The organism is Paraburkholderia ultramafica, from assembly GCF_902859915.1.
GTDB lineage: Bacteria > Pseudomonadota > Gammaproteobacteria > Burkholderiales > Burkholderiaceae > Paraburkholderia > Paraburkholderia ultramafica.
In genome coordinates, this window is the sequence record NZ_CADIKK010000025.1 from 52,696 (window position 1) to 69,593 (window position 16,898).

16 protein-coding genes, 1 tRNA gene and 1 pseudogene are annotated in these 16,898 nt (G+C 63.3%); 11 read left to right on the forward strand and 7 right to left on the reverse strand.

Features of this window, described 5'->3' with window-relative positions; genetic code table 11:
- Positions 1-18: 18 nt before the first annotated feature.
- Both mutY and mutM read right to left on the reverse strand, forming a co-directional pair.
- A complete protein-coding gene (mutY, locus tag HV744_RS24275) occupies positions 19-1,158 on the reverse strand; it encodes an A/G-specific adenine glycosylase (RefSeq protein WP_175151932.1) in 1,140 nt (379 codons plus the stop codon).
- A gap of 7 nt (positions 1,159-1,165) precedes the next feature.
- A complete protein-coding gene (gene mutM / locus HV744_RS24280) occupies positions 1,166-1,996 on the reverse strand; it encodes a bifunctional DNA-formamidopyrimidine glycosylase/DNA-(apurinic or apyrimidinic site) lyase (protein ID WP_175151933.1) in 831 nt (276 codons plus the stop codon).
- Positions 1,997-2,083: 87 nt separating this feature from the next.
- Here mutM and HV744_RS24285 point away from each other — a divergent pair, with 87 nt between their 5' ends.
- From HV744_RS24285 to hisC, 8 genes are all read left to right on the forward strand, one after another.
- Positions 2,084-3,925 (forward strand): tetratricopeptide repeat protein, encoded by a 1,842-nt coding sequence (locus HV744_RS24285; protein WP_175151934.1) that lies wholly within the window; start codon positions 2,084-2,086, stop codon positions 3,923-3,925.
- Positions 3,925-4,557, forward strand: a complete 633-nt coding sequence (lolB, locus tag HV744_RS24290) for a lipoprotein insertase outer membrane protein LolB (RefSeq protein ID WP_175151935.1) — start codon at positions 3,925-3,927, stop codon at positions 4,555-4,557. The genes HV744_RS24285 and lolB overlap by 1 nt, the downstream gene beginning before the upstream one ends.
- A 65-nt stretch (positions 4,558-4,622) precedes the next feature.
- Positions 4,623-5,504, forward strand: coding sequence for a 4-(cytidine 5'-diphospho)-2-C-methyl-D-erythritol kinase (gene ispE, locus HV744_RS24295; RefSeq protein WP_175151936.1), 882 nt, complete (start codon positions 4,623-4,625; stop codon positions 5,502-5,504).
- A gap of 52 nt (positions 5,505-5,556) precedes the next feature.
- Positions 5,557-5,633, forward strand: a tRNA-Gln gene (locus HV744_RS24300).
- 47 nt (positions 5,634-5,680) lie between these two features.
- The gene (locus HV744_RS24305) at positions 5,681-6,637 is read left to right on the forward strand and encodes a ribose-phosphate pyrophosphokinase (RefSeq protein WP_028199080.1); all 957 of its coding nucleotides are present in this window, start codon (positions 5,681-5,683) and stop codon (positions 6,635-6,637) included.
- A gap of 164 nt (positions 6,638-6,801) precedes the next feature.
- On the forward strand, positions 6,802-7,422 hold the full coding sequence (locus HV744_RS24310) for a 50S ribosomal protein L25/general stress protein Ctc (RefSeq protein ID WP_175151937.1): 621 nt from the start codon (positions 6,802-6,804) through the stop codon (positions 7,420-7,422).
- Between the two features lie 150 nt (positions 7,423-7,572).
- Complete coding sequence (pth, locus tag HV744_RS24315; protein ID WP_175151938.1) at positions 7,573-8,175, forward strand: aminoacyl-tRNA hydrolase; 603 nt, start codon at positions 7,573-7,575, stop codon at positions 8,173-8,175.
- A 263-nt stretch (positions 8,176-8,438) separates the two neighbouring features.
- Complete coding sequence (gene hisC, locus HV744_RS24320) at positions 8,439-9,518, forward strand: histidinol-phosphate transaminase (RefSeq protein WP_175151939.1); 1,080 nt, start codon at positions 8,439-8,441, stop codon at positions 9,516-9,518.
- 82 nt (positions 9,519-9,600) lie between these two features.
- Here the strand turns inward: hisC and HV744_RS24325 are convergent, their stop codons facing one another.
- From HV744_RS24325 to rsmD, 3 genes are all read right to left on the reverse strand, one after another.
- The gene (locus tag HV744_RS24325; protein ID WP_175151940.1) at positions 9,601-9,858 is read right to left on the reverse strand and encodes a YfhL family 4Fe-4S dicluster ferredoxin; all 258 of its coding nucleotides are present in this window, start codon (positions 9,856-9,858) and stop codon (positions 9,601-9,603) included.
- Positions 9,859-9,921: 63 nt separating this feature from the next.
- The gene (gene coaD / locus HV744_RS24330) at positions 9,922-10,437 is read right to left on the reverse strand and encodes a pantetheine-phosphate adenylyltransferase (protein ID WP_175151941.1); all 516 of its coding nucleotides are present in this window, start codon (positions 10,435-10,437) and stop codon (positions 9,922-9,924) included.
- A 112-nt stretch (positions 10,438-10,549) separates the two neighbouring features.
- Entirely contained in the window at positions 10,550-11,164 is a 615-nt protein-coding gene (rsmD, locus tag HV744_RS24335) for a 16S rRNA (guanine(966)-N(2))-methyltransferase RsmD (RefSeq protein ID WP_175151942.1), read from the reverse strand.
- 241 nt (positions 11,165-11,405) lie between these two features.
- Here rsmD and ftsY point away from each other — a divergent pair, with 241 nt between their 5' ends.
- Positions 11,406-12,575 carry a signal recognition particle-docking protein FtsY gene (ftsY, locus tag HV744_RS24340; RefSeq protein WP_175151943.1) on the forward strand — a complete coding sequence of 390 codons (1,170 nt, stop codon included), beginning with the start codon at positions 11,406-11,408 and terminating at the stop codon, positions 12,573-12,575.
- A gap of 99 nt (positions 12,576-12,674) precedes the next feature.
- Here the strand turns inward: ftsY and maiA are convergent, their stop codons facing one another.
- Both maiA and HV744_RS24350 read right to left on the reverse strand, forming a co-directional pair.
- Positions 12,675-13,319 carry a maleylacetoacetate isomerase gene (gene maiA, locus HV744_RS24345; RefSeq protein WP_175151944.1) on the reverse strand — a complete coding sequence of 215 codons (645 nt, stop codon included), beginning with the start codon at positions 13,317-13,319 and terminating at the stop codon, positions 12,675-12,677.
- Positions 13,320-13,348: 29 nt separating this feature from the next.
- Positions 13,349-14,047, reverse strand: coding sequence for a fumarylacetoacetate hydrolase family protein (locus HV744_RS24350; protein WP_175151945.1), 699 nt, complete (start codon positions 14,045-14,047; stop codon positions 13,349-13,351).
- Positions 14,048-14,275: 228 nt separating this feature from the next.
- Between HV744_RS24350 and ybiB the strand changes: the two genes are divergently transcribed.
- Positions 14,276-15,244, forward strand: coding sequence for a DNA-binding protein YbiB (gene ybiB / locus HV744_RS24355; RefSeq protein ID WP_175151946.1), 969 nt, complete (start codon positions 14,276-14,278; stop codon positions 15,242-15,244).
- A 509-nt stretch (positions 15,245-15,753) separates the two neighbouring features.
- Positions 15,754-16,752, forward strand: a pseudogene (locus HV744_RS24360) (2-isopropylmalate synthase); the annotation flags it as partial.
- Positions 16,753-16,898 lie beyond the last annotated feature (146 nt).

The window sequence follows — 16,898 nt, forward strand, 5'->3', positions numbered from 1 at the left end:
CCGGATTGATTCGATTCGTTAGATCAACGAATCCTGCAAACTGTCCAGTAGTTTGCGCACCGGCGCAGGCACGCCGAACGAATCGAGATCGCTGAGCGCGACCCACGCGGTGTCCGCATCCGCTAGCGCGGCCAACGCGCCCACGCCGCGATCCAGTTCCGCGAGCCGCGGCTCGATATCCAGCTTGAAATGCGTGAACACGTGTGTGAGCGGTGCGAGCGGCGCGACCGCACCGTCGCCGCCGAAGGCGCGTGCGCGCTCGGCGAGCGTGGCTTCGTCGGCGGCTTCGGGCAGGCTCCACAAGCCGCCCCAGATACCCGATGGCGGACGCTTCTCCAGCATCACCGCGTTGCCGTCGCGCAGCACCAGCATCCATGTGCGGCGCGTCGGCACGGTCTTCTTCGGACGCGCCGTCGGCAGTTCGCGCTGACGCCCGGTGACATTGGCCACGCAGTCGGCGGCGAACGGGCAACGCAGGCAGTCCGGCTTGCCGCGCACACACAGGGTCGCGCCGAGATCCATCAGACCTTGCGTGTACGAACTGACCTGGTCGTCCGACGCATTCGACGGCAGCAACGACTCCGCCAGCGTCCACATTGCATTTTCGACTTTCTTCTCGCCAGGAAAACCTTCGACGCCGAATACGCGCGCCAGCACGCGCTTCACGTTGCCGTCGAGAATCGTCGCGCGCGCGCCAAACGCGAAAGACGCGATCGCCGCCGCCGTTGAACGGCCGATGCCGGGCAACTCCGCGAGTGCGTCGACCGATGCCGGAAACGCGCCGCCATGCTGCTCGACCACGACTTGCGCGCAGCGGTGCAGATTGCGCGCGCGCGTGTAGTAGCCAAGGCCAGCCCATAACGCCATCACGTCGTCCACAGGCGCGGCGGCGAGCACGGCGACATCCGGAAAACGCGCAAGGAATTTGGCGTAGTACGGAATCACCGTCGACACCTGGGTCTGCTGCAGCATGATCTCCGACAGCCAGATGCGATACGGATCGCGCGTGTTCTGCCACGGCAGATCATGACGGCCGTACCGGCGCTGCCACGCGATCAGGCGCGTGGAAAAATCGGCCATGACTGGAAAAACAGGCGTTTCAGGCGCGCTGGGCGACGTTGAACGCGAGGCTGCACGCGGTGTTAAGCGAGAAGGCATTGAGAACTTAGCGCTGGCAGGTGGGACAGAAATACGTAGAACGCTGCCCCTGCACGATCTGTTTGATCGGCGTTCCACACACGCGGCATGGCAGCCCCGCGCGATCATAGACGAAATAGTCGAGCTGGAAGTAACCGCTTTCGCCGTCGCTGCCGACGAAATCGCGCAGCGTGCTGCCGCCCTTCTCGATCGCGGCGGCGAGCGTCACGCGCACGGCGTCCGCGAGCAGTTCGTAGCGCACCAGCGAGACACGGCCCGCCGCGATGGTGGGCCGGATGCCGGCGCGAAACAGGCTCTCCGACGCATAGATATTGCCCACACCTACCACGATTTCACCGGCCAGCAGCGCCTGCTTCACCGACACTTTGCGCCCGCGCGTGAGCCGGTGCATCAGCGCGCCGGAGAACGCCGGCGAGAACGGCTCGACGCCGAGTCCCGCGAGCAGTGGATGGTCGAGGATGTCGCCGGCTTCGCGCGGATGCCACAGCACCGCACCGAAGCGCCGCGGATCACGATAGCGCAAAATGAATTCGTCGAAGATCCAGTCGATGTGGTCGTGTTTCGCCGCGGCCGGCGGATGCGGCACATGACGCAGCACCCGCAGCGTCCCAGTCATGCCAAGATGCACAATGAACCAGCCAGCGTCGATCTCGAACAGCAGATACTTGCCGCGCCGCTCGACTTTGCGCACCACACGGCCGCGCAAGGTTTTCGCAAGGTCGGCCGGAATTGGCCAACGTAGCGCGGACGTACGCACGTCGACGCGTTCAACCTTGCGCCCGGACACATACGGTTCGATTCCCCGTCGGGTAACCTCAACTTCTGGCAACTCTGGCATTTCTAACTGGTCTGCAACTTGCGTGAGTGGTTGTGCCCGTATTGTAGCGAGCGCGTTACAATCGACTGAAACATTGAACGGATTTCCATGAACTTGTCCTTCGTGAAGCTGTTTTCGAAGCGCCCGGCTCGCGCATCCCGCGTGCCGCACGCCGTGTCCGCTCGCCGGATGCTCGGTGCAGCCGCGCTCGCCCTCTGGGCGCTGGCTGCCGTGCCCGCGCGCGCGCAGAATCCATCGCCAGATCAGGATGACGCCTCGGTCACGATGCCGGACCCGCTCGGCCCGGCATCGGCGGAAGATCAGAAGTCCCTGCCTGATGTGCCGCTGTCGAGCCAGATCGTATTCCAGGTGCTCGCCGCCGAAGTCGCGCTGCAACGCGACCAGCCGGCGCCCGCTTACCAGACCTACCTTGCCCTCGCGCGCGACACGCATGATCCGCGCATGGCGCAGCGCGCCACCGAAATCGCGCTGGCCGCGCAAAGCCCAGCGGACGCGCTGGCCGCCGCGCAACTGTGGCAGCAGTATGCGCCGAACTCGGAACGCGCCGCGCAACTCGACGCGTCGCTGCTCGTGCTGTCCGGCAAACCTGACGAAGCAGCGCCGATTCTCGCCCGCGAACTCGCGAAGGTGCCCGCGGACAATCGCGGCAACGCGATTCTCGCGCTGCAACTGCTGCTGTCGCGCGGCCCGAACCGGATCGGCGGCTTGCACGTGCTGCAGGACTTGCTGAAGAACGACATGAACCGGCCGGAAGCGCAGGTGGCGATCGCGCGCCAGCAGCTCGTGTCGGACGACGCGCCGGGCGCGCGCAAATCGCTCGAACAGGCGCTGACGCTGAAGCCGGACTATTTGCCGGCGGCGCTGCTGCTGTCGCAGATGGGCCCGGAAGAGCGCAGGGAAGGCATCGCGTCGCTCGAAAAATATGTGCAGCAGAATCCGAAGTCGCATGACGCGCGTCTCGCGCTCGCGCAGATGTATCTCGCGAGCGACCGCCTGGACGACGCGCAGAAGCAGTTCGAGATCATGCACAAGGCCAACGCGAACGACCTGACGCCGCTGATGGCGCTCGCGCTGATCAAGATCCAGCAGAAGAATTTCAAGGACGCGCAAACGTATCTGATCCAGTACGCGCAGCAGGCCGAAAAGACGCCGGGCGCCGATGCGGGCCAGGCGTATATCTACCTTGCGCAACTGTCGCTCGAACAGAAGAACGAAGCGGCGGCGAGCGACTGGCTGAACAAGATCTCGCCGTCGAGCCAGCAATACGTGGCGGCGCAGATCACGCGCGCGCAACTGCTCGCGAAACAAGGCAAGACCGACGACGCGCGCAGACTGCTGGCCAACCTGCAGGTATCCGATCCGCGCGACCTGGCGCTGGTCGCACGCACCGACGCGGCAGTCCTGTTCGACGCGAAGCGTTACCCGGAGGCGGAAACACGCCTGCAACAAGCCACGGCGACCTTCCCCGACGACCCCGATCTCACCTATGACTACGCGATGGCCGCTGAAAAAACCGGCCATTACGACGTGATGGAAGCGCAGTTGCGCAAGCTGATCCAGACGCAGCCGGACAATCCCCAAGCCTACAACGCGCTCGGCTATTCGCTGGCCGATCGTAATCAGCGCCTGCCGGAAGCCGACAAGCTGGTCGAGAAGGCGTCGTCACTGGCGCCGAACGATGCGTTCATCATGGACAGCGTCGGCTGGGTCAAATTCCGGATGGGCGATACGTCGGACGCGATCAAGCTGCTGCGCAAAGCCTACGAGCTGCAGCCGAACGCCGAAATCGGCGCGCACCTCGGTGAAGTGTTGTGGAAAAGCGGTCAGCAGGATCAGGCCCGGGCCGCTTTCCGCGATGCGCGCAAGCTCGAACCGGACAACGACACGCTCGTCAAAACGCTGCAACGTCTTCAGGTAAACGATCTTTGATGCGTCTGTCCCGTTTGATTTCCTTTCCCCGGGCGCCGCGCGGCGCGGCGCTCGGATTCGCTGCGGCAGCGGTTGTCGCGTTGGCCGGCTGTGCATCGGTGAAACCGCAGGGGCCGTCCACGTCGAATGCCGCAACCTCGGTCACCGCGCAGACTAGCCGCGCTTACCAGGGCCGCTTCGCGATCCAGTACAACGATCAGAACGGCCAGCAGCGCAACGCCTACGGCAACTTCTCGTGGCAGGAAACGGGCGACACAGTGACCCTGCAATTGCGCAACCCGCTCGGCCAGACACTCGCGATCGTGACTTCGTCGCCAGCTTCGGCCACGCTCGAATTGCCGAACCGTCAGCCGCTCACAGCGGACAACGTGTCCACGCTGATGCAGAATGCGCTCGGTTTCGCGCTGCCGGTCGAAGGGCTGCGTTATTGGCTGCAGCCTTCGCCGGCGCCTACTTCGCGCGCCAAAACCGAGAAGGATCCGGAGCAGCCATCGCGCCTGAAGCAGATCACCCAGGACGGCTGGACGATCGACTATCTTGCGTATGCCGACGCGCCGGCCACCGGTGTCAAGCGCGTCAATCTGAGCCGTGCGGAGCCGCCGCTCGACATCAAGCTCGTGCTGGATCAGTGACCCGCGTCTGTTCGCGCAACCTTGCAGCCTGTTCGGCGCCACTTTGGCGCATGTAGCCTCGACTCATGATTGAAACGACCGATTCGCTGCGCGATTGTCTCGCGCCAGCGAAACTCAACCTCTTCCTGCACATCACCGGCCGCCGGCCGGATGGTTATCACACGCTGCAAACGGTCTTCCAGTTGCTCGACTGGGGCGACACGCTGCACTTCAAGCGACGCGACGACGGACTCATCACGCGCAGCACCGAGATCGCCGACGTGCCGCCGGAACACGATCTCACCGTGCGCGCCGCGACGCTGCTCAAGACGCATACGGGCTCGCCTGAAGGCGTCGATATCGAAATAGAGAAGCGCCTGCCGATGGGCGCCGGCCTCGGCGGCGGCAGCTCCGACGCGGCGACTACGCTGCTCGCGCTGAATCGCCTGTGGAAGCTCAGCTTGCCGCGTCTGGAGTTGCAGGCATTGGCATTGAAGCTCGGCGCGGATGTACCGTTTTTTGTTTTTGGAAAAAATGCGTTCGCACAGGGTGTCGGAGAAGCTTTGGACGTTGTACAATTGCCGCCGCGCCACTTTCTAGTGGTGACACCGAGGGTGCAGGTTCCAACTGCAGCGATTTTTTCCGAAAAAGCGTTGACAAGAGATTCAAAGCCCCTCATAATTACGGACTTTCCTGCAGAACTTAGCTGCAACACTGAATGGCCAGAAAGCTTCGGCCGGAATGACATGCAGCAGATTGTCGTAGGAAAGTACACGGAAGTAGCGCAAGTGCTGCGATGGTTTGAAAATATCGCGCCGGCGCGGATGTCCGGATCAGGTGCAAGTGTCTTTGCAGCGTTCCGCAGTAAAGCTGAAGCAGAAGCGGTGCAAGCCAAACTGCCTGGCGAATGGAACAGTGCAGTGGCCGCCGGTCTGGATCAGCATCCACTCTTTACTTTCGCGTCATAAGTTTTGCATCGCTGAACGAAACTCCACGTTCGGCGGAGCTCAGAGTTAGTGTAGGGGAGTCGCCAAGCTGGTTAAGGCACCGGATTTTGATTCCGGCATGCAAAGGTTCGAATCCTTTCTCCCCTGCCAAAATTTCTCGCATTTCCCCTCGCCCCCCAGCTTGAAGCAGGTGCATGATGAGCAGCCATGACGGCCTGATGGTTTTTACTGGCAACGCGAATCCCGCGCTTGCACAGGAAGTCGTCAAAATCCTCGGTATTCCCCTCGGCAAAGCAATGGTTAGCCGTTTCTCGGACGGTGAAATCCAGGTCGAGATTCAGGAAAACGTGCGTGGCAAGGACGTCTTCGTTCTGCAATCCACGTGCGCACCGGCGAATGACAACCTGATGGAACTGATGATCATGGTCGATGCGCTCAAGCGCGCATCCGCTGGCCGGATCACCGCAGCCATTCCCTACTTCGGTTATGCCCGTCAAGATCGTCGCCCGCGTTCCGCGCGCGTCGCCATCTCGGCGAAGATCGTGGCGAACATGCTGGAAATCGCCGGCGTCGAGCGGATCATCACGATGGATCTGCACGCCGACCAGATTCAAGGCTTCTTCGACATCCCGGTCGACAACATCTACGCTACGCCCGTGCTGCTCGGCGATCTGCGCAAGCAGAACTATGAGAACCTGCTGGTCGTTTCGCCGGACGTCGGCGGCGTGGTGCGTGCCCGGGCTCTCGCGAAGCAGCTCAATTGCGATCTCGCGATCATCGACAAGCGTCGTCCGAAGGCGAACGTCGCCGAAGTGATGAACATCATCGGTGAAGTCGAAGGCCGTACCTGCGTGATCATGGACGACATGGTCGACACCGCCGGCACGCTCTGCAAGGCAGCACAGGTTTTGAAGGAACGCGGTGCGAAGCAGGTGTTCGCTTACGCTACCCACCCGGTTCTGTCGGGCGGCGCGGGCGAGCGTATCGCGGCTTCCGCACTCGACGAACTCGTTGTCACGGACACGATCCCGCTCGGCGAAGAAGCCCGCTCGTGCGCAAAGATCCGTTCGTTGAGCAGCGCCGGCCTGCTTGCCGAAACGTTCTCGCGGATCCGCCGCGGCGATTCGGTGATGTCGCTGTTCGCTGAAAGTTAAGTATTTGCGAAGGCGCAGCGTATCGCTATAAGCGGCACGCCGCGCTTTTGCACAATCGGCATGAACGAACGAAGGTTCGTGCCGCAGCTCTGGGGCCTCAGCCATAACGGCTTGGAGGCCCTGTTTTTACTGCCTGGTCGCGGGCAGTGCATTGGAGATTCAACATGAAAGTAGTCGCTTTCGAGCGTTCTTTGCAAGGTACGGGTGCGAGCCGCCGCCTGCGTAACTCGGGCAAGACCCCGGGCATCGTATATGGCGCTGGTGCTGAAACGCAATTGGTCGAACTGGACCACAACGCGCTGTGGCACGCGCTAAAGAAAGAAGTCTTCCACTCATCGATTCTCGACCTGGAAGTGGCAGGCAAGTCGCAACAGGTTCTGCTGCGCGACGTGCAATACCACCCGTTCCGTCAGCTCGTGCTGCACGTGGACTTCCAACGTGTCGACGCGAAGAAGAAGCTGCACACCAAGGTGCCGCTGCACTTCATGAACCAGGAATCGAACCCGGCAGTGAAGCTGTCGAGCGCGGTGATCTCGCACGTCGTCAATGAACTGGAAATCGAGTGCCTGCCGTCGGCACTGCCGGAATTCATCGAAGTCGACCTGGCGAAGATCGAAGCAGGTCAATCGGTTCACGCTAAAGACATCCCGTTGCCGGCAGGTGTTGCGCTGGTCGCTCACCTCGAAGCAGAAAACCCGGTGGTCGCAGCTGCAACGATCCCGGCTGGCGCAATCGCTGAAGGCGACGCCGCCGCTGCTGCTGAAGGCGAAACGCCGGCTGCTTAAGGACCTTTCGGGTACCGAGCAAGCAATCCTCTCGATCCGTTTTCAATGAAACGGTCGATGTGACCCGCCGAGGTTCGCCACGGCGGGTTTTTTTTCGGTTTTTTCGGCTCGGCTGAGTTCGGCTCCCGGGCCAGATGGACCTACGCAAACATGATCAAGCTGATCGTCGGGCTCGGCAATCCGGGCGCCGAATACACCGCGACGCGCCACAATGCCGGTTTCTGGCTGGTCGATCAACTGGCGCGCGAAGCAGGTACGACGCTGCGCGACGAGCGGCGCTTCCACGGTTTCTACGCGAAAGCGCGACTGCACGGTGAAGAAGTGCATCTGCTGGAACCCCAGATGTATATGAACCGCTCCGGGCAATCGGTCGTGGCGGTAGCGCAATTCTTCAAGATTCTTCCCGACGAGATTCTGGTCGCTCACGACGAACTCGACATGCCGCCCGGCAGCGTCAAGCTGAAGCTCGGCGGCGGCAGCGGCGGCCATAACGGGTTGAAGGACATCACCGCGCATCTGTCGTCGCAGCAGTATTGGCGGCTGCGGATCGGCATTGGCCATCCGCGCGATCTGATTCCCGAAAGCGCGCGCGCCGGCGCCAAGCCGGACGTCGCCAATTACGTGCTGAAGCCGCCGCGGCGGGAAGAGCAGGAAGTGATTGACGCATCGATCGAGCGTGCGCTTGCCGTGATGCCGAAAATCATCACGGGTGAACTGGAGCGCGCGATGATGCAGCTGCATCGTAACCCCTGAGCTGCTGCGCCGCTTGCGGCCGTATCGATGCTGTATCGCTGCTGTATTGTTATCGTTAGCAACCATCTTGCATGGGACCAGAGTAAGCGCTGAAGCGCTAACTCCAGTCGACCGCGCATGGGACTGGAGCAGGCGCTAAAGCGCTAACTCTGGTCGACCGCGCATGGGACCAGAGTAAGCGCTAAAGCGCTAACTCCAGTCGACCGCGCATGGGACCAGAGTAAGCGCTAAAGCGCTAACTCTGGTCGACACAGGAGAATCGCTTGAGCCGCTATTGGAGTGACATCGTTCACCGTCTGACGCCGTATGTGCCGGGCGAGCAGCCCGTGGTCGCGCATCCGGTGAAGCTGAACACCAACGAGAATCCATATCCGCCCTCGCCGCGCGTGCTCGAGGCGATCCGGCAGGAACTGGGCGACGCCGGCGAGTCGCTGCGGCGCTATCCCGATCCGACCGCGCTCAAACTGCGCGAAGCGGTTGCCGCGCATCACGGCATCCGCGCCGAGCAGGTGTTCGCGGGCAACGGCTCGGACGAAGTGCTGGCGCTCACGTTCCAGGCATTGCTGAAGCACGACAAACCTTTGCTGTTCCCGGATATCACGTACAGCTTCTATCCGACCTACGCGCGGCTGTTCGAAGTCGACTACCGGACGATCGCGCTCGACGACAGCTTCGCAATCAATGTCGACGATTACACGGCGCCGAACGGCGGCGTGCTGTTCCCGAATCCGAATGCGCCGACCGGACGTCCTCTGCCGCTCGCCGAGATCGAGCGTCTGGTGGCGAGAAATGCCGATTCGGTCGTCGTGATCGACGAGGCCTACGTGGATTTCGGCGCCGAGTCGGCGATTGCGCTGATCGACCGCTATCCGAATCTGCTGGTCGTTCAGACGACGTCGAAGTCACGTTCGCTGGCCGGCATGCGCGTGGGCTTCGCGTTCGGCAATCCGGCACTGATCGATGCGCTGAACCGCGTGAAGGACAGTTTCAATTCGTACCCGCTCGACCGGCTGGCGCAAGCCGCCGCCACCGCCGCGTACGAAGACGACGCGTGGTTTCGCGACAGCTGCGCCAAGGTGATTGCGAGCCGTGAGCGGCTGGCCGCGGGACTGACGGCGCTCGGCTTCGAGGTGGTGCCGTCGGCCGCGAATCTGCTGTTCGCGCGCCATGAAGGCTACGACGCGGCAACGCTCGTACTGCGGCTCAAGGGCAAGGAGATTTTCGTGCGCCATTTCAAGGCGCCGCGAATCGACCAGCATCTGCGGATCTCGGTCGGCACCGACGCCGAATGCGACATTCTGCTGAACGCGCTACGCGACATCTTCAGCGCGTACGTCGGATAGCACCGCGCGCAACGGAAAGCGTCGCTGCAAAAGAAAACGGCGAGGCCAAGGCCTCGCCGTTCGGTCATTCAAACATCGAATCTCACGCGCCCTTCGCGGCCTGCAGCGCGTGGTACTTCGCCATCAAGCCATCGGGCGTCTCCAGATGTTCCGGGTCGCGCGGGATGCACTCGACCGGGCACACCTGAATGCACTGCGGCTCGTCGAAATGGCCGACACATTCGGTGCATTTCTTCGGATCGATCACATAGATTTCCGGGCCCATCGAAATTGCGTCGTTCGGGCACTCGGGCTCGCACACGTCGCAATTGATGCACTCGTCGGTAATCATCAAGGCCATACTTCTCTCACTTCGCGCCGGCCGAAGCCGGCTCTGATCCGTCAAACCGACAGTTTACGCCGGTTACAGTTGCGCCGCCGAAGCGCCGCTGTTCGGATCCAGCGCGGCGACCTTCTCTGTCAGCCATTTTTCGACCGACGGGAACACAAACTTGCTGACGTCGCCGCCCAGTTGAGCAATTTCGCGCACGATCGTGCCCGAAATGAACTGATACTGGTCGGATGGTGTCATGAACATGGTTTCGACGTCGGGCAGCAGATAGCGATTCATGCCCGCCATCTGGAACTCATATTCGAAGTCCGACACGGCGCGCAGACCACGCACGATGACCCGCGCGTTATTGGTACGCACGAAGTCCTTCAGCAGGCCCTTGAAGCTCATCACCTGGACGTTCGGGTAGTGCCCGAGCACTTCATGAGCGATGTCGAGGCGCTCTTCCAGCGTGAAGAACGGCTTCTTGTTGCGGCTATCGGCAACACCCACCACCAGCGTGTCGAAAATGCTCGACGCGCGCCGAACGAGGTCTTCGTGACCGCGCGTCAGCGGGTCGAACGTGCCCGGGTACACGGCGACTACCATGAAACTTCTCCTCTCTTCACACAAAGGGGCACGTCAAAGCGTCCACGCGACGCATTTGGCACCGACCGCGCGCGTGACGACCAACCGCCCGGCGCCCGTTTTGGAACGCGCATTATTCCTTATTTTCGCGCTGCAGCAAATGAAAGTGGACAGCGCCCGCTTTCCCTTGCCGCACGATTTCCCAGCCGGCGAGCGCCTCGTTCCCGTTGAGTTCGAGCGCGTCGCCTGCTTCCACATACAGAAAACCTTCCGCGCTGACGAGCGGCACGGTCAGCGCGAGCGCTTTGCCGAGCAAGTCGCCGTCAAACGGCGGATCGAGGAACACGACGTCGAACGATCCGGGCGCGAGACTCGCGGCAAGCCGCAAACCGTCTGCCTCAGCGATTTCGATCGTGCGCGCCGCGAGGCGTTCCTGGTTCGCGCGCAACTGGCCGGCGGCTCGCGCATTGCGTTCCACCATCAACACCCGCGCCGCGCCGCGCGACGCGGCCTCGAAGCCCAGCGCGCCGCTGCCGGCGAACAGATCCAGGCAGCGCTGGCCATCCAGACGCTGGCCGAGCCAGTTGAACAGCGTTTCGCGCACGCGGTCGGGCGTGGGGCGCAAGCCGTCGAGATCGAGCACGGGCAAGGGCGTGCGCTTCCAGTCGCCGCCGATGATACGGATGGCGTGCGGCTTACCGCCTTTGGACAAAGCGCCATGGGCGCGTGAAGGTGCGGAACGAGGCATGCAGTTTCAATAACGTTATGAATGCGCCCGCGACGTCGAGATACGCGGGCCGGAGCGCCAACGTTACCACAGGGGCGCCGCGCGTCCAGCCTGGCCGATCGGCCGATACGACGGGCGGCGGCGCGCCTGATAAAATGACCGGCTTCCAGCGCCCTGCATCCCGCATCGCAACGCTGCCTGCCGCTCCCGCCGGTCCTGTGCCGGCTGCGCGCATCGGCGCGCGCTCTCACCACGCCAGATCATGTTCAGCTTTTTCAAACGATTCAAGGGTTCGAAAGAGTCCGATACCGCGGCAGACGAGCCGCAGACGGCGCCGGAAGGCCAGGCGCCCGAACTCGCCGCAGAGGCGCCGGTAGCGCCTGTCGCAGCGTCGGCCCCGCGACCGGCGGCTCCGGTTAGCAGCGATACACCGGTAGCCGCACCGGCCACCATTGAGCCGGAACCCGAGCCGGAAGAAGCCGCGCTCGAAATCGTCGAAATTGTCCCGCCGCCAGAGCAAGATGCGAGCGCCAAGCGCTCTTGGCTGACGCGCCTGAAGACCGGCCTGTCGAAGACGAGCTCGAGCCTGACCGGCATTTTCGTCGGCACGAAGATCGACGAGGACCTGTACGAAGAACTCGAAACCGCGCTGCTGATGTCGGACGCGGGCGTCGAGGCCACCGAATTCCTGCTCGAATCGCTGCGCGAAAAAGTGCGCAGCGAGCGCCTCACCGATCCGCAACAGGTCAAGAGCGCGCTGCGCACGCTGCTGGTCGACCTGCTCAAGCCGCTGGAAAAGTCGCTGATGCTCGGCCGCGCGCAGCCGCTCGTGATGATGATCGCCGGCGTGAACGGCGCGGGCAAAACCACCAGCATCGGCAAGCTCGCCAAGCATCTGCAAAGTTTCGATCAATCGGTGCTGCTGGCCGCGGGCGACACGTTCCGCGCCGCCGCGCGCGAGCAGTTGGCCATCTGGGGCCAGCGCAATAACGTGACCGTGGTGTCGCAGGAAAGCGGCGACCCGGCGGCAGTGATCTTCGACGCGGTCGGCGCCGCGCGCGCGCGCAAGATCGACGTCATGATGGCGGACACGGCCGGCCGTCTGCCGACCCAGCTGCATCTAATGGAAGAACTGCGCAAGGTGAAGCGTGTGATCGGCAAGGCGCACGACGGCGCGCCGCACGAGGTGCTGCTGGTGATCGATGCGAACACCGGCCAGAACGCACTCGCGCAAGTGAAAGCATTCGACGACGCGCTCGGTCTCACCGGCCTGATCGTCACCAAGCTCGACGGCACCGCGAAGGGCGGCATTCTCGCCGCGATCGCGCGGCAGCGTCCGATTCCGGTGTACTTCATCGGCGTCGGCGAAAAGGTCGAGGACTTGCAGCCGTTCAGCGCGGAAGAGTTTTCGGACGCGCTGCTGGGCGGTTGAACGCCAGCGCAACGTTCGCATGCGAACCACGCAAAAGGGGCACTCCACCGAGTGCCCCTTTTTTCATTCAAGACATCGAGCGATCAACATACCATCACGTCATTCGGTGTCGGGCTGCACACCGGGCGCCGCACGGGCAAACGCGTCGATCTGCATCGCGTGATCGTAGATGCGCTGGATCGTCGGAAACTTCGCCGTGTCGACCTTGAAGCGCTGCGCGTTGAACACCTGCGGGATCAGACACGTATCGGCGAGCGTCGGCGTGTCGCCGAAACATAGCTTGCCGGTGCGCGCATCACCGGCCAGATGGGCTTCGAGCGTCGCAAAGCCCGCTTCGACCCAATGCCGGTACCAGGCGTCTTTCGCGTCGTCGTCGACACACAATGTGTGCTTCAGATACTTCAGCACTCGCAGATTGTTCAGCGGATGGATCTCGCACGCGACCTGCAACGCCAGCGACCGCACGTACGCGCGGTCGGCCGGCGCCTTGGGCAACAGCGGCGGCTCGGGATGCGTCTCCTCCAGATACTCGATGATCGCGAGCGACTGCGGCACCGTCTCGTTGCCGTCGACGAGCGTCGGCACGAGGCCGTCGACGTTCACCTTGCGGTATGCGGGCTTCAGTTGCTCGCCGCCGTCGCGCACGAGGTGCACGGGCACGTAGTCGTACGGCAGATTCTTCACGTTCAGCGCAATGCGCACGCGATAGGACGCCGAGCTCCGGAAATAGCTGTAGAGCTTCATGTTGTCTGTTTCCTCCAAGCCGCCGCCTGTCAGACGACGCGTACGCTGAACTCGCCGAGTCCTTCCACGCCGCCCTTCATCAGATCGCCCTGCACTACCGCGCCGACGCCTTCCGGCGTGCCGGTGAAAATCAGATCGCCGGGTTGTAGTTCGAACAGCGTCGACAGATAGGCGACCGTCTCGGCCACCGACCAGATCAGTTGCGACACGTCCGAGCGTTGCTTTTCCTCGCCGTTCACCGACAACCAGATCGCGCCCTTGCCAACATGGCCGACCGTAGTCACCGGATGAATCGGGCCGAGCGGCGCCGAGTGATCGAAGCCCTTCGCGGTATCCCACGGACGGCCCATCTTCTTCGCTTCGGCCTGCAGGTCACGGCGCGTCATGTCGAGACCGAGTGCGTAGCCGTAGACATGGTCGAGCGCGCTCTCCGCGGGAATGTTCTTGCCGCCTTTGCCGATCGCGGCCACCAGTTCCATTTCGAAGTGGACGTTTTTCGACAGCGTCGGATACGGGAATTCGCCGGTGGCGCCGGGCGCGATGTACAGCACGGCATCGGCGGGCTTGGTGAAGAAGAACGGCGGCTCGCGGTCGGGATCATGACCCATCTCGCGTGCGTGCGCCTCGTAGTTGCGTCCCACGCAGTAGATGCGACGCACCGCGAACTGCTCGCTGGCCCCCACAACCGGCACCGCCATCTGCGGTGCGGGCGCAAATACATAACTCATCCCGTTCTCCGTTGCTCGATTTGTGCCGCCGACGCGGCGAGAAAACATCGAGTGTAACGCGCGGCAAAGCGCTGCGCGCGGCACTCCGCCAGGCGCGCGTCAGGCCGGCGCTGCGGGCGAGCCGTCTCGCCGGATCGCTATAGATGCGATACTCACACCAGATAGCGTCCCTTGAATACCGTGGCGAACCGCTTCATCGCGGTACGCCACCCCGTCCCATTGCGCCCGATGACCGACACCGCCACCGACACCCCCTTCCCGTGCGCCCGCTTCATCAAGGAAATCGGCCGCGGCCCGAATGGCGCCCGCGCGCTGACCGCCGACGATACGCGCACGCTTTACACCGCGATGCTCGACGGCCGCGTGGCCGAGCTCGAACTCGGCGCGGTGCTGCTCGCGTATCGCGTGAAGGGCGAAACCGCCGACGAACTCGCCGCGATGCTGGCGGGCGCGCATGCGTCGTTCGCGCCGATCCATTTGCCGCACGGCGAGTTCCGGCCCGTGTCGATCCCCAGCTACAACGGTGCGCGCAAACAGCCAAACCTGGTGCCGCTGCTGGCCCTGCTGTTGGCGCGCGAAGGCGTGCCGGTGCTGGTGCACGGCGTCACCGAAGATCCGGGCCGCGTGACGAGCGCTGAAATTTTCGCGCATCTGCAGATTCCGCACGCGCGCTCGCACGCCGATATCGAAGACGGTCTCGCCGAGCGCCGTCTCGCATTCGCGTCGATCGACGTGCTCGCGCCGAAGCTCGCACGCCTTCTCGTGCTGCGCCGGCGCATGGGCGTGCGCAATTCGACGCATACGCTCGTGAAGATCCTGCAACCGTTCGCGCCCGCCGGGCTGCGCCTCGTGAACTACACGCACCCGCCGTATCGCGACAGTCTCACGCAGCTGTTCAACACGCATCCGGACGCGGCCGCTGGTGGCGCGCTGCTGGCGCGCGGCACCGAAGGCGAAGCGGTGGCGGACACGCGGCGTCAGGTGCAGGTCGACTGGCTGCACGACGGCGTGTGCGAAACGCGCGTGCCGCACCAGCGCTCGTCGCCCGATGCGCCGGAAGTCGAGTTGCCCGAAGCCCGCGACGCTCTCACTACAGCCGCGTGGATCAGCGCCGTGCTGCGCGGCGAAGCGCCGGTGCCAAGCGCGATCGAGCGGCAGGTCGAACTGATCGTGGACGTCGCGAAAATACCTGTATGAGGGGTTGATGCGAGCCGCCCTGCCACTTCCACGGTGGCGGTTATCGCGGGGGAGTTGACGGCCGCGGGTTGACACACTGCTTCATGCCGTCATACATTAGACGTATGCGTTCCCTTCCGAACACCCTCCGAATTACGTTCGGCCGCCTAGCGCGGCCCCTATCGCTACGCCTGGCGTAAGTCACGCGTAGCGCCGCGCGCTGGCAACCCGTGTTGCCGTCGAGCGGTCCTCCGAGCAGTTCCGCAGTTCCCGTTTCACCCCCAACCGCAGTTCTTCACAACCAGTAGTCGTTTGCATCCGTCCGTTTACCGTGCGGACGAAGCGCGAGGGTCAAATGCACGTTGCCTGGGCATCATCCACGTTCGTTTTCGTCGTCACCATGACGCTGTTCGTGCGCGCCCGTTCGTTGTTGCCGCTAGCCACCGGCTGGCGGACCGTGCATACGTGGCAGTCCGCCAACCGCTCGATGCCACCCCCTTTCGCATACGACACAACGAACAAGGCACATCATGTTGCGCAATCCCGCTGAGAAATACCGTCCCTTCCCCGCTGTGCGTCTTACCGGCCGCAAATGGCCGAGCCGCACGATCAACCAGGCGCCGGTCTGGATGAGCACCGATCTGCGCGACGGCAATCAGGCTCTGATCGAGCCGATGAACGCCGCGCAAAAGCTCGAATTCTTCGACATGCTGGTCGCGATCGGCTTCAAGGAGATCGAGGTCGGCTTTCCGTCGGCGTCGCAAACCGACTTCGATTTCGTGCGCAAGCTGATCGACGAAAGACGCATTCCCGACGACGTGACCATCGAGGTCTTCGTGCCGTCGCGCGCGGAACTGATCGCGCGTACGTTCGAAGCGCTCGACGGCGCGCCGCACGCTATCGTGCACCTGTACAACGCGATCTGCCCGTCGTTTCGCCGGATCGTCTTCAACCAGTCGAAGGCCGACATCAAGGCGCTGGCCGTGGACGGCACGCGCATCGTCAAGGAACACGCGCAGGCGCGGCCCGGCACGCACTGGACCTTCCAGTACTCGCCCGAAACCTTCAATACGACCGAGCTGCCGTTCGCCCGCGAAGTCTGCGACGCCGTCGCGCAGACGTGGCGGCCCACGCGCGATCACAAGATGATCGTCAACCTGCCGGCGAGCGTCGAGGCGGCGACGCCGAACGTGTTCGCCGACCAGATCGAATGGATGGACCGTAATCTCGGTTATCGCGACAGCATCGTGCTGTCGGTGCATCCGCATAACGATCGCGGCACCGCGGTGGCCGCGGCGGAACTGGCGCTGCTGGCAGGCGCGGACCGCGTCGAAGGTTGTATGTTCGGCAATGGGGAGCGCACGGGCAATGTCGATCTCGTCGCGCTCGCGATGAATCTCGACGCGCAAGGCGTCGATACCGGCCTTGATTTCTCCGACATCGCCACGGTCCGGCGCGTAGTGGAGCGCTGCAATCAGATTCCTGTGGATCCGCGGCATCCGTACGCGGGCGATGCGGTGATGCGGGCGGCCGGTGCGGCTCAGCGCCAAGGCGGCGCCGCGGATCAGCACGGCGCGGCGGCCGCAATCGACGGGGCGAATCGTCCCGAGCTCAGCGAAGAGGAGCAGCAGCACACCGCTGCGTGAGATTCCAGCGAGAGCGCGTACCCCGCGCT

Coding starts and splice junctions, on each gene's coding strand:
- mutY (WP_175151932.1), bottom strand. CDS start 1,158: ATGCCTTCTCGCTTAACACCGCGTGCAGCCTCGCGTTCAACGTCGCCC.
- mutM (WP_175151933.1), bottom strand. CDS start 1,996: ATGCCAGAGTTGCCAGAAGTTGAGGTTACCCGACGGGGAATCGAACCG.
- HV744_RS24285 (WP_175151934.1), top strand. CDS start 2,084: ATGAACTTGTCCTTCGTGAAGCTGTTTTCGAAGCGCCCGGCTCGCGCA.
- lolB (WP_175151935.1), top strand. CDS start 3,925: ATGCGTCTGTCCCGTTTGATTTCCTTTCCCCGGGCGCCGCGCGGCGCG.
- ispE (WP_175151936.1), top strand. CDS start 4,623: ATGATTGAAACGACCGATTCGCTGCGCGATTGTCTCGCGCCAGCGAAA.
- HV744_RS24305 (WP_028199080.1), top strand. CDS start 5,681: ATGAGCAGCCATGACGGCCTGATGGTTTTTACTGGCAACGCGAATCCC.
- HV744_RS24310 (WP_175151937.1), top strand. CDS start 6,802: ATGAAAGTAGTCGCTTTCGAGCGTTCTTTGCAAGGTACGGGTGCGAGC.
- pth (WP_175151938.1), top strand. CDS start 7,573: ATGATCAAGCTGATCGTCGGGCTCGGCAATCCGGGCGCCGAATACACC.
- HV744_RS24325 (WP_175151940.1), bottom strand. CDS start 9,858: ATGGCCTTGATGATTACCGACGAGTGCATCAATTGCGACGTGTGCGAG.
- coaD (WP_175151941.1), bottom strand. CDS start 10,437: ATGGTAGTCGCCGTGTACCCGGGCACGTTCGACCCGCTGACGCGCGGT.
- rsmD (WP_175151942.1), bottom strand. CDS start 11,164: ATGCCTCGTTCCGCACCTTCACGCGCCCATGGCGCTTTGTCCAAAGGC.
- ftsY (WP_175151943.1), top strand. CDS start 11,406: ATGTTCAGCTTTTTCAAACGATTCAAGGGTTCGAAAGAGTCCGATACC.
- maiA (WP_175151944.1), bottom strand. CDS start 13,319: ATGAAGCTCTACAGCTATTTCCGGAGCTCGGCGTCCTATCGCGTGCGC.
- HV744_RS24350 (WP_175151945.1), bottom strand. CDS start 14,047: ATGAGTTATGTATTTGCGCCCGCACCGCAGATGGCGGTGCCGGTTGTG.
- ybiB (WP_175151946.1), top strand. CDS start 14,276: ATGACCGACACCGCCACCGACACCCCCTTCCCGTGCGCCCGCTTCATC.